The following is a 12604-nucleotide window of genomic DNA, read 5'->3' on the forward strand; positions in this document are numbered from 1 at the left end:
ATCCTTTTAAAGGGGTTGTTTCCATTTCTTGTAGAAATACAAACATTTTTCAAAAGAGTAGATAGCGTTGATGCGGGCAAGGCATTTACTACAAGTTAGGTGATATGGCTGTGATTTTCTTTTTCACGAACAGTCCCACGACACGAAATAACACAAATAATAATAGCAGAAAGTACAATGGTTTGTTCCCTAACACGGCATAAGGTGTTTTACCTTGTGTTGGGGCAATTTTCTGCGTTAATGTCGTTTCCACAAACTGCGGTGCTTTTTGGATGATATTTCCTTGTGCATCAATAAAAGCGGTTACGCCAGTATTCGTGGCTCGAATCACGGGTTTACCTAATTCTAAGGCTCGCATTCTGGCCATTTGGAAATGTTGCCAAGGACCGTAGCTGTCACCAAACCAAGCATCATTGGAAACGGTTAAAATAAAATCGGTATCGGGTTTTAAATTAGCTTGTAATTGGCTGCTTTCAATAATTTCATAGCAAATTGCGCCCATAAAATGGCGACCTTGGCTGACGAGATCAGATTGAATAGCGTGGCCACTTTGGAAAGCAGACATGGGGAGATTAAAGACCGATCCAAGAGGGCGTAATAAACTTTCTAAGGGGACATATTCCCCGAATGGCACAAGATGATGTTTATTGTAACGTTGTGCTGTGTCAGAACGGTACTGGCCGTCAACTAAGGCAATGGAATTAAATAATTTTCCGCTGTTGTTATCATGATGAACGGTGCCGATCATAATATCCGTATGGGTGGTTTGACTGGCTTGATTTAATTCCGCAAAAAATGGCTGGATACGTTCTTCTAAAGCGGGTAGGGCGCTTTCGGGAAGAATAATCAGATCGGATTTGCCAAGATGTTGGCTAATTAACTTGGCGTAAATTTGTAAGGTGGATTGTAAATAGTCGGGATCCCATTTTAGCGATTGGGCAATATTGCCTTGCGCTAACGTGATGGTAATGGCTTTTTCTTCCACGGGTTTGGTGTAATCTCTTTTGGCTAAGGTCGCAACGATACTAACCACAACAGCAAGAGCGATATTTGCGATTGCAAGGTTGAATTTTCGAGGGCGGGAAGTGAAAGCAAAAACAGCATTAAAAATCACCGCACTTAACCAAACCACAAAGAACGTTAAACCAGTGACCCCGAAAATAGGCGCAATGCCCGCAAAAGGGCTGTCAATTTGCGTGTAGCCGAATTGGAGCCATGGAAAACCGGTAAATAACCAACCTCGTAAAAATTCGGTCAATGTCCAAATTGCGCCAAAGATAACAGGGCTTGATACTTTAAAGCGTTGGACTAAATAACTGAAGAATAAAGGGAAAAGCGCTAAATAACAGGCGAGAAGTAATACCAATCCATAACTTAACCAGAGGGGCGAACCGCCAAATTGGTGAATACTGACATGTAGCCAACTGGTGCCAATGCTAAAAAAGCTCACGCCCCATAAAAAACTGGCCCGAAGTGCGGTGCTTTTGGGGGGAATTTTAGCCACATAAAGTAAACCAAACACAGAAAGATAGGCAATGCCCCAATAATCAAAGGGAGAAAAGGCAAAGACGCCCACGCCACCTGAGATTAACGCAATAAGATAGGGTAAGCCTCGCATGATTATTCTTCCGTGTTGTTTTCAATATGGCTGATGGTTTCCAACTGCTCATCCGTCACGGTAATGCGTAACTGGATAATCCGGCGGCTGTCGGCGGAAGTGACTTTAAAATGAATGCCGTCTAGCTCAATTTCTTCGCCTCGTTTGGGCAAATAACCAAAGGCCTGCATAATCACACCGCCGATAGTATCCACTTCTTCATCCGCAAAATGGGTACCAAATTTCTCATTAAAATCATCAATATCCGTTAATGCCAGTACAGCGTAAGTATGGCGAGAAAGTTGGCGGATATTAGCAATCACTTCTTCTTCATCAAATTCATCTTCAATATCGCCGACAATTTGCTCTAAAATATCTTCAATGGTCACCAAACCTGAAATGGCGCCAAATTCGTCCACCACGATTGCCATGTGAAAGCGTTCAGTACGGAAATCTTTCAGCATGCGATCCACCCGTTTGCTTTCTGGCACGATCACCGCAGGGCGTAAAATCGCTTGTATATTGAACTCATCAGGCTGTTCGCGCAGAAATTGCAACAGATCTTTGGCATGCAAAATCCCAAGTACGTTATCTCGTTCATCCGTAATTACCGGAAAACGTGAGTGTGCAGTGTCAATAATGGTATCAAGGCAACTTTCGAGATCAAGATCGTTTTCAATAAAGACGATTTGCGCACGTGGGATCATAATATCCCGAACGCGCAGTTCAGCGATTTCCATGACGCCCTCGATCATTTCTCGGGTGTCTTGGTCAATGAGATCATTTTGTTCAGAGTCCCGAATGACTTCCACTAATTCTTCACGGTTTTTCAGTTCGCCTTGAAAAAAACGACCAAATAAAGATTGAAAGAACGATTTTTTTTGATAAGTATCGGTTTGAGTTGGGTTATTCGAGTGTTCGTCCATAGTTTTTTTATTGGTTTGATAGTTGACCTGTTGAAATTAGCATATTTTTCATGCAAAGAAAAGGTTAGTTGAGCGAAAAGTGCGGTAGATTTTTAATGTGTTTTGCCAAAAAACAAAAGCCCGAATGTTTCGAGCTTTGTTGGTCAATATTGAATTATCTCGCACGGAAAATAATGCGCCCTTTGCTTAAATCATAAGGGGTCATTTCCACGGTCACTTTGTCACCGGTTAAAATACGAATATAGTTTTTACGCATTTTACCTGAAATATGGGCCGTCACTACGTGACCATTTTCTAATTCCACACGGAACATTGTGTTTGGCAAGGTTTCCAAAATGGTGCCTTGCATTTCAATGCAATCTTCTTTAGACATTAATTGATTAATCCTTTTTTCTTTAACATAAATATAAAAAACGGGCGAATTATACTATTTTGTCGCCTGTTCTGAAAGCATTAATTTGATAAAATGTGATTAAAACTGTACAATAGCCAACCGATTTTATGACCCGATTAACAAATTAATTAAAATGACGCAAAAATTACATATTAAAACCTGGGGCTGTCAAATGAATGAGTATGACAGCTCAAAAATGGCAGATTTATTATTAAGCACCCATGGCTTAGAACTGACCGAAGAAGCAGAAGAAGCGGACGTATTGTTGTTAAATACTTGTTCCATTCGTGAAAAAGCCCAAGAAAAAGTATTCCACCAGCTCGGGCGTTGGAAACAGCTGAAAAAACATAATCCGAATTTAGTGATTGGTGTGGGCGGTTGTGTGGCCTCACAAGAGGGGGCGCATATTCGTGATCGTGCGCCATTTGTAGACATTATTTTTGGCCCACAAACCTTGCACCGTTTGCCCGAAATGATTAATCAAATTCGGGGCGGAAAACGTGCTGTGGTGGACGTGAGTTTCCCTGAAATTGAGAAATTTGACCGTTTGCCTGAACCTCGAGCCGAGGGGCCAACGGCGTTTGTGTCGATTATGGAGGGCTGTAATAAATACTGCTCATTCTGCGTGGTGCCTTATACTCGTGGCGAAGAAGTGAGCCGTCCTGTGGACGATATTTTATTTGAAATCGCCCAATTAGCCGAGCAAGGCGTGCGTGAGGTGAACCTGTTAGGGCAAAACGTGAATGCCTATCGTGGGGCAACCTTTGATGGCGAAATTTGTTCTTTTGCGGAATTATTGCGTTTGGTGGCCGCCATTGATGGTATTGACCGCTTACGTTTCACCACCAGCCACCCGATTGAATTTACAGACGATATTATTGAGGTGTACAGCGATACGCCAGAACTCGTGAGTTTCTTGCATTTGCCGGTACAAAGCGGGTCGGATCGGGTATTAACCATGATGAAACGTAACCACACGGCGTTGGAATATAAAGCGATTATTCGTAAATTACGCAAAGTTCGTCCGAATATTCAAATTAGCTCTGACTTTATCGTGGGTTTCCCAGGGGAAACGGATCAGGATTTTGAAGATACCATGAATCTGATTGCGCAAGTAAATTTTGATATGAGCTTTAGCTTTATTTACTCGGCTCGCCCAGGGACACCTGCGGCAGATTTGCCTGATGATGTGAGCGAAGAGGAGAAAAAACAACGCTTGTATCTGTTGCAACAACGTATTAATAACCAAGCGGCACAATTTAGCCGTGCTATGTTGGGGACGGAACAGCGTGTCTTGGTAGAGGGGCCGTCTAAAAAAGACATTATGGAACTCACTGGTAGAACCGAAACCAACCGTATTGTGAATTTCAAAGGCACACCAGATATGATCGGCAAATTTGTGGACATTAAGATTACTGACGTGTACACCAATTCCTTGCGTGGTGATGTGGTGCGTACTGAAGATCAAATGGGCTTACGTGTGATTCAATCGCCACAAGCCGTGATTAATCGAACGCGTAAAGAAGATGAATTAGGGGTTGGCAAATATGCCGCTTAATTAAAAAATTCTGGTTATTTTCACCGCAGTTTTTGTTCTCAAATAAAAACTGCGGTTTTTTTTCACCAAAAAATGCTTTTTACTGTATAAACTGCTTGTCAATTAAACGATCTAAGTATAGAATTGAACAAAATGTGGGAAAAAGTGGAGTTTTGTGTCGAATGACCTCGCTTAACACGCATTTTCAAGTAAATAACGGACTGAATAAGGCAAATAACAATGTTTCGTGGTGCAACAGCGGTGAATTTAGATACAAAGGGACGTCTTGCGATCCCGACCCGCTATCGTCCAGAAATTCTTGAACAAAATCAAGGACAAATGGTCTGCACTGTGGATATTCGCCAATCTTGTTTATTGTTATACCCCTTGAGTGAATGGGAAACCATTGAGCAAAAGTTGTTAGCCTTATCGAATTTTGACCCCGCGCAACGCAGTTTACAACGTGTCATGTTAGGGTATGCCACGGAATGTGAATTAGATAGCGCCGGTAGAATTTTAGTCAGCGCGCCATTACGTCAACATGCGAAATTAGAAAAAAATATCATGTTAGTCGGTCAACTCAATAAATTTGAGATTTGGTCCGAAGCGGAATGGCACGCACAAATTGAACAAGACATGGCATTAGGCGCCAGTGGTGAATTTGCCTTGTCAGACGCATTAAAAACGCTCTCTTTATAAAGAGGGCAGCACTAGCAAACTCACTTAAGGGACAAAGATCCTCCGGTGAGATAATAAAAAAGGTGGCGAGCTAGAATTTTCTAGCTCCGCTCAACCTGATGAATACCTTTCTTGGATTAATTTTAGTTTTGGGATAATTTTATGAATGCGCCAAATACCTTATGTCAAACGCATATCACTGTGTTACTTCATGAAGCAGTGGATGGCTTGGCGTTGAAAGAAAAAGGTATTTATATTGACGGCACTTTTGGCCGTGGCGGGCATTCTCGTTTAATCCTTTCTCAACTGGCGGATAATGGGCGTTTAATTGCCATTGATCGTGACCCGCAAGCTATTGCGGAAGCCAACACTATTCAAGATCCCCGTTTTCAGATTGAACATAACAGCTTTTCAGCCATGCCTGAGATTTGTGAAAAATTAGGTTTAGTCGGCAAAATTGATGGTATTTTGCTTGATCTTGGTGTTTCCTCTCCGCAACTGGATGATGCTGAACGTGGCTTTAGTTTTATGAAAGATGGCCCGTTGGATATGCGCATGGATACCAGCAAAGGGCAATCTGCGGCGGAATGGTTGGCGAAGGTATCGGAAAGTGATTTAGCATGGGTGTTGAAAACCTTTGGCGAAGAACGTTTTGCTAAACGTATTGCGACGGCGATTGTGAATTATAATAAAAATGCCATGCAAAATAATCAGCCCATTTTACACCGCACGTTGCAATTAGCAGAATTGATTGCCAATGCGGTGCCCTTTAAAGATAAGCATAAACATCCGGCTACACGCAGTTTTCAGGCGATTCGTATTTTTATCAACTCAGAATTAGACGAATTAGAAACCGTGTTAAATTCAGCAGTGAAATTGTTAGCCCCACAAGGTCGTCTATCCATTATTAGTTTCCATTCGTTGGAAGATCGCATGGTGAAACAGTTTATGCGTAAGCAAAGCAAAGGCGAGGAGATTCCAAAAGGGTTGCCGTTGCGTGAAGATCAAATTCAGCGTAATCAAACTCTCAATATTATTGGTAAAGCCATTCAAGCCAGTGAGCAAGAAGTGGTGTTAAATCCTCGTTCACGTAGTGCCGTGTTACGTATTGCGGAGAAAAGATAAATGAGCGAGCCTTTATTAAATAGTCAACGCTATCCGTTACAACATGTTGTGATTCAAGATATTTTTTCGGCCAATAAATTTGCCCTTTGTTTATTGCTTGCTATTGTCGTGACGGCCGTTGGTACAGTTTGGATTACTTATCAAACCCGAGACTTAATTTCACAAAAAGCAAGGCTTATTTTTGAAAAAGAAAAACTTGAAAATCAATTTAAGAATTTAACATTAGAAGAGGCCTCCTTAAGTGACAGTGGTCGTATTGAATCTATGGCGACCAAGGGCTTGGGGTTGAGTCGTGTTCAACCTGAACAAGAAGTGGTGATAGTAGAATGAAAGTGAAATTTAACTCAATACGTGGTAAGTCGAAAGCCAAAAGTGCAGTGAAAAAATCAGCCAGTTCACCGAGCGTTAAACTCAATAAGCCTACCAAGGTCTATACCAATAGTTTCTTAAAAGGACGTTATCGTTGGGCGCTTGGTGCGGTGTGTTTGTGTTTTTCCGCTTTGGTTGCCCGTGCCACTTTTGTGCAAGCGATTGAAGTTGATACTTTTAATCATGAGGCAGACAAACGTTCGTTACGTCAACAGAAAATTCTATCACCTAGAGGCTCTATTTTAGATCGTAATGGACAACTCTTGTCTGTCAGTGTCCCCACATACAATATTAAAGCCGATCCTAAATTTATTTTAGAGGGTGACTATTTAGCTGACAAAGAACGTTGGAAAGCCTTGTCTGAGGCATTGCATATCAAGCATAAAGATCTTGTGGAGAAAATTGAAAACAAACCCAAATCTCGGGATATTATCCTAAGCCGCCAAATGAGCGAAAGTGTGGCAGAGTATGTCCGTCAATTAAAAATCCCAGGTATTATATTGGAAAACGATTTTCGTCGTTTCTATCCTCGAGCCGAAGAAACTGCGCATTTAATCGGTTTTACAGATATTGATAATAACGGGATTGAGGGCATTGAAAAAAGTTTAAATACCGATTTAACGGGTAAAGCGGGATTACGCACGTATCGCAAAGATAAAAAAGGCAATATTGTCGAAGAAATTTCCGATGTGAAAAAATATGCGGCGCATGATGTGGTATTGAGTATTGATGAAAAATTACAATCGATAGTATACCGTGAAATTGCAAATGCTGTTAAAGAAAATAAAGCGGATTCAGGCACGGCCGTACTCGTAGATGTTCGTACGGGTGAAGTGTTGGCTATGGCCAATGCACCGTCTTATAACCCAAATAAACGGGATGGTATTTCCGAAGAATTAATGCGTAACCGTGCGGTGACAGATACTTTTGAACCAGGTTCTACCGTTAAACCTTTTGTAGTGTTAACGGCATTACAACGTGGCGCTGTGAAACGGAATGAAATTATTAATACAGGTCCGTTAGTATTAAATGGTCATGAAATTAAAGACGTAGCACCACGTGATCAACAAACCTTAGATGAAATTTTGGAAAACTCGTCCAACCGAGGAGTAAGCCGATTGGCCTTACGTATGCCGCCTACAGCGTTAATGGAAACTTATCAAGGTGCTGGTTTAGGTAAACTCACGAACTTAGGTTTAGGAGGGGAGCAAGCGGGTATGTTGGGTGCAAATCGGACTCGTTGGTCTGATATTGAGCGAGCCAACGTCGCTTATGGATATGGGATTAATGCTACTCCATTACAAATCGCACGAGCCTACGTGACCTTGGGAAGTTTCGGTATTTACCGCCCATTATCCATTACAAAAGTGGATCCACCTGTGATTGGTAATCGGGTATTTTCCGAAAAAATTACCAAAGATGTGGTACATATGATGGAAAAAGTGGCGATTAAAAATAAACGGGCTTTGGTGGAAGGATATCGTGTGGCGATTAAAACGGGTACCGCTAAAAAATTAGAGAAAAATCGTTACGTGGATAAATATATGGCTTATACCGCTGGACTTGCCCCAGTGACTGATCCTCGTTTTGCTTTAGTGATTTTAATTGATAATCCGAAAGCGGGTCAATATTATGGGGGCGCCATTTCAGCCCCAGTCTTTTCGAGTATTATGAGCAGTGCGTTACGTGCTTATAACATTACGCCAGATGCTGAGGGCAGTGCGTCGAATATTAAAAATACAAAACGGGTTGTTCGGCTCAGTGATAAAAACACCGAGAAACAAACCAACTAAGTGAGAAAATAATGATAAAATTGACCGCACTTTTGGGCGATAACCGATTATCTGGGGAAAACTTATCGACCGAAACCATTGAGCAACTTGAACATATTTTCCCCCGTGATATGGCCTTAGACAGCCGCTCTGTGAAGACTGGCTGTCTTTTCGTTGCAATTAAAGGGCATACTGTTGATGGTCGTCGTTTTATTCCACAAGCCATTGCAAAGGGTGCGGTTGCCGTATTAGCTGATGCCGACCAACCAAATGAACATTTAACCGTTCATGTTGAAAACAATGTCCCTGTTATTGCGTATTTTGATTTATCTGCACACCTGTCTGAAATCGCTGATATTTTCTACGCCCGTCCCTCACAAAAATTAACCTTAGTTGGCGTGACTGGCACCAATGGTAAAACCACGATAGCGCAATTAATTGCACAATGGACGCAGATTTTAGGTCATAAACCCGCCGTTATGGGGACTATTGGCAACGGCTTATTTGGTCAAGTGAAACCCGCCGAAAATACCACAGGTTCGCCGATTGAAGTACAATCGTCTTTGGCTGAATTCGTCGCACAAGGGGCAGATATTGCTGCCATTGAAGTGTCTTCACACGGTTTAGTGCAAAAACGTATTGAGGCCTTGCATTTTGCCGTCGCCATTTTTACCAATTTAAGCCGTGATCATTTAGATTATCACGGCACCATGCAAGCCTACGCAGAGGCTAAAAAACGGTTATTTACGGAATTAGTGACACAACAACAAATTATTAATGCAGATGATCCTATTGGCGCCGCTTGGTTAACTGAATTACCCCATGGGATTGCGGTCAGTTGCCAACCGGATTTTCAACCGAATCAAAAAAATTGGTTAAAATGCACCGCCGTTTCTTTTCATCACAAAGGCGCAAGCATTGCATTCCAATCAAGTTGGGGCAATGGCACATTAGACAGCCGTTTAATCGGTGCCTTTAATGTCAGCAATTTATTGCTTGTGCTGGCGACCTTATTGGCGTTAGGCTACCCATTGGCGGATTTAATCAAAACAGTATCGCAATTAACGGGCGTTTGTGGTCGAATGGAAATGTTGCACGCACCAAATAAGCCCACAGCGATTGTGGATTACGCACATACGCCAGATGCCTTAGAAAAAGCCTTACAAGCCGCACGAATTCATTGCCAAGGGAAACTTTGGTGTATTTTTGGTTGTGGCGGTGATCGAGATAATGGTAAGCGCCCACTGATGGCAAAAGTCGCTGAACAGTTTGCAGATGTGGTGATTGCCACGGATGATAATCCACGTACGGAAGATCCAAGCAAAATTATGGCCGATATTGTGGCCGGATTTGAACATCCTCAAGCGGTGCAAATTATCCATGACCGCCAGCAAGCGATTAAAACGGCTATGCAAAGTGCGGTGGAAAATGATGTGGTTTTAATTGCGGGTAAAGGACATGAAGATTACCAGATTATTGGGAAAGTGAAACAGCATTTTTCGGATCAGGAAGTGGTAAGGAAATATATTAATTAATTTAAATCGGGTTTCGCCCCGATGGGCGACCATACTTTCTTTTGCTTGCTAAGTTCAGACGGGGTGTGTTTCTTTTGTTACTTTTCTTGGCACAAGCAAAGAAAAGTAAAGAACATGGCAAAATACAATAATAACAATTTGAAATGAAAAACCAAAATGATAAAACTAACAACCAAAAAACTCACTGAAATCCTAAACGGCACCCTTATCGGAAATGCTGATACGCAAATTGAAAACATCAGCACCGATACCCGCCAACAAACCCAAAACGGTTTATTTTTTGCCCTAAAAGGCGAACGTTTTGATGCGCACCAATATCTTGAACAAGCCATGACACAGGGTAATGTGGCTGTGATTGTTGATCATCAATGTGAGGTCAATGTGCCACAAATTATTGTCACCGATACCCGTTTAGCCCTAGGACAATTAGCCCAATGGCTAAAAGCCGAATTAAATCCATTAACCGTGGCAATGACAGGATCTTCTGGCAAAACTACTGTCAAAGAAATGACCGCCGCCATTTTAGCTCAAACGGCAAGCAAAAGTGCGGTAGAAAAAAATCAAGTTTTATTTACCCATGGCAATTTTAATAACGATATTGGCGTGCCATTGACGCTGTTACGGTTGAACGAAAAACATCAATTTGCTGTCATAGAATTAGGGGCAAATCATCAAGGCGAGATTGATTACACCACGCATTTAACCCAGCCAGATGTGGCTTTAGTCAATAACGTAGCCTCCGCCCATTTAGAGGGATTTGGTTCTATTGAGGGCGTGGCACAAGCGAAAGGTGAGATTTTTCGTGGTTTGAGCGAAAAGGGTGTCGCTATTGTGAATTTAGATTGCCATTATTTAGATATGTGGAAAAAAGAAATTGGGGCACATAAAATCCAGTCTTTTTCTGCCCATCATGATCAAGCGGATTTTTATGCGAGCAATGTCAAGGCCACAGCAACGGGTTCCACCTTTATGTTGCACAGTCCACAAGGACAAATTGAGATTAGCTTGCCTTATTTAGGCGAACATAATGTCAGCAATGCCTTGGCCGCCACGGCGTTAGCCATGAACGTGGGCGCCAGTTTACAAGATGTGCAAGCAGGCTTAGAACAAAAATCCCAAGTGAAAGGGCGTTTGTTCCCGATTCAGCCTTGCGAAAACTTGCTTTTATTAGATGACACCTATAATGCCAATGTGGGTTCATTAACCTCTGCTATTGATGTTTTGAAAAAATATCCCGCATTTCGCATTTTTGTTGTTGGAGATATGGCAGAATTAGGCGAAAATACGCCGTTCTGTCATCAACAAATTGCCGATTATGCGGCACAAGCAAAATTAGAATGTGTGGCGAGCTTTGGCGTGCATAGTGCCGTTATTTCGCAGCAATCACAGGGTCAGCATTTTACCGATAAAGCCGTGATGGCAGATTATTTAACGCAAATAATTAAACAAAAATTAGCGAATAATCAACAAGTTGTATTATTAGCAAAAGGATCACGTAGTCAAAAAATGGAAAACGTGATCGACATTTTAAAAGAAAATTTTAAAGGATAATTTTAATGTTAGTTTGGCTTGCATCTTATTTACAGCAATATTTTAGTGATTTTCACGTGGTGTCTTACCTCACTGTGCGTTCGGTTTTTGCACTTTTAACGGCATTGTTATTGTCCCTATGGATTGGGCCGAAAATGATTCGCCGTTTGCAGATTTTTAAATTTGGTCAAGAAGTGCGCAATGATGGGCCAGAAAGCCACTTCCAAAAACGGGGTACGCCAACCATGGGCGGGATTATGATTTTATTTACTATTACGGTGAGTACGCTGTTATGGAGCGACCTGTCTAATCCCTATATCTGGTTCAGTTTATTTGTGTTATTGGGTTACGGCGCTGTTGGGTTTGTGGATGATTACCGCAAAATTAAATACAAAAATACGGATGGCTTAATTGCACGTTGGAAATATTTTTGGTTGTCTGCGATTGCCTTGATTGCGGTGGTAGGGATGTATCTAATTGGAAAAGACACAGATGCCACACGTTTGGTGGTGCCATTCTTTAAAAATATTATGCCTCAGCTCGGCTTTTTCTATATTATCCTGTCTTATTTTGTGATTGTCGGCACCAGTAATGCGGTGAATTTAACCGACGGTTTAGATGGTTTAGCCATTATGCCAACGGTATTTGTCGCCGGTGCCTTTGCCTTAATTGCATGGGCTACAGGTAACATTGAAATTTCCAAATATTTGTATATTCCTTATGTGAAATACAGTTCGGAACTCGTGATTTTCTGTACTGCTATTGTCGGTGCGGGATTAGGTTTCCTTTGGTTTAACACTTACCCTGCACAGGTCTTTATGGGGGATGTGGGTTCACTTGCGTTAGGTGGTGCTTTAGGCGTGATTGCGGTGTTAGTGCGTCAAGAATTTTTATTGGTGATTATGGGCGGTGTGTTTGTCATGGAAACCATTTCGGTGATTTTACAAGTGGGTTCTTACAAATTACGTAAAAAACGCATTTTCCGTATGGCACCGATTCATCACCATTATGAACTCAAAGGTTGGCCAGAACCTCGTGTGATTATCCGCTTTTGGATTATTTCATTGATGTTGGTGTTGATGGGATTAGTGACCTTGAAATTGCGTTAGGGTGAGGGTAAAAACAGTGATGACAGAGAAAA

The 12604-nt window shown here is 41.8% G+C and carries 11 protein-coding genes; 8 read left to right on the forward strand and 3 right to left on the reverse strand.

Annotated features, from left to right (window positions below):
• Window positions 1-88: 88 nt before the first annotated feature.
• The 3 genes from lnt to infA form a co-directional block, all read right to left on the reverse strand.
• Entirely contained in the window at window positions 89-1618 is a 1530-nt protein-coding gene (gene lnt / locus ACTG7L_RS00890) for an apolipoprotein N-acyltransferase (RefSeq protein ID WP_439287111.1), read from the reverse strand.
• 2 nt (window positions 1619-1620) lie between these two features.
• Window positions 1621-2523 (reverse strand): CNNM family magnesium/cobalt transport protein CorC, encoded by a 903-nt coding sequence (gene corC / locus ACTG7L_RS00895; protein ID WP_439287112.1) that lies wholly within the window; start codon window positions 2521-2523, stop codon window positions 1621-1623.
• 154 nt (window positions 2524-2677) lie between these two features.
• Window positions 2678-2896, reverse strand: coding sequence for a translation initiation factor IF-1 (gene infA, locus ACTG7L_RS00900; RefSeq protein WP_132301427.1), 219 nt, complete (start codon window positions 2894-2896; stop codon window positions 2678-2680).
• 154 nt (window positions 2897-3050) lie between these two features.
• Here infA and miaB point away from each other — a divergent pair, with 154 nt between their 5' ends.
• The 8 genes from miaB to mraY all read left to right on the forward strand — a co-directional run bounded on the left by miaB (window position 3051) and on the right by mraY (window position 12572).
• On the forward strand, window positions 3051-4475 hold the full coding sequence (gene miaB, locus ACTG7L_RS00905; RefSeq protein WP_439256586.1) for a tRNA (N6-isopentenyl adenosine(37)-C2)-methylthiotransferase MiaB: 1425 nt from the start codon (window positions 3051-3053) through the stop codon (window positions 4473-4475).
• A 219-nt stretch (window positions 4476-4694) separates the two neighbouring features.
• A complete protein-coding gene (mraZ, locus tag ACTG7L_RS00910) occupies window positions 4695-5153 on the forward strand; it encodes a division/cell wall cluster transcriptional repressor MraZ (protein ID WP_439287113.1) in 459 nt (152 codons plus the stop codon).
• A gap of 141 nt (window positions 5154-5294) precedes the next feature.
• Window positions 5295-6257 carry a 16S rRNA (cytosine(1402)-N(4))-methyltransferase RsmH gene (gene rsmH / locus ACTG7L_RS00915; protein ID WP_439241356.1) on the forward strand — a complete coding sequence of 321 codons (963 nt, stop codon included), beginning with the start codon at window positions 5295-5297 and terminating at the stop codon, window positions 6255-6257.
• Window positions 6258-6587 carry a cell division protein FtsL gene (ftsL, locus tag ACTG7L_RS00920; RefSeq protein WP_439241354.1) on the forward strand — a complete coding sequence of 110 codons (330 nt, stop codon included), beginning with the start codon at window positions 6258-6260 and terminating at the stop codon, window positions 6585-6587.
• A complete protein-coding gene (locus ACTG7L_RS00925; protein ID WP_439287114.1) occupies window positions 6584-8419 on the forward strand; it encodes a penicillin-binding transpeptidase domain-containing protein in 1836 nt (611 codons plus the stop codon). The genes ftsL and ACTG7L_RS00925 overlap by 4 nt, the downstream gene beginning before the upstream one ends.
• A gap of 11 nt (window positions 8420-8430) precedes the next feature.
• A complete protein-coding gene (murE, locus tag ACTG7L_RS00930; RefSeq protein WP_439287115.1) occupies window positions 8431-9933 on the forward strand; it encodes a UDP-N-acetylmuramoyl-L-alanyl-D-glutamate--2,6-diaminopimelate ligase in 1503 nt (500 codons plus the stop codon).
• A 156-nt stretch (window positions 9934-10089) separates the two neighbouring features.
• Window positions 10090-11484, forward strand: coding sequence for a UDP-N-acetylmuramoyl-tripeptide--D-alanyl-D-alanine ligase (gene murF / locus ACTG7L_RS00935; protein WP_439287116.1), 1395 nt, complete (start codon window positions 10090-10092; stop codon window positions 11482-11484).
• A gap of 5 nt (window positions 11485-11489) precedes the next feature.
• Window positions 11490-12572, forward strand: a complete 1083-nt coding sequence (gene mraY / locus ACTG7L_RS00940; protein WP_439241346.1) for a phospho-N-acetylmuramoyl-pentapeptide-transferase — start codon at window positions 11490-11492, stop codon at window positions 12570-12572.
• Window positions 12573-12604 lie beyond the last annotated feature (32 nt).

The organism is Lonepinella sp. BR2357 (assembly GCF_051851525.1).
GTDB lineage: Bacteria > Pseudomonadota > Gammaproteobacteria > Enterobacterales > Pasteurellaceae > Lonepinella.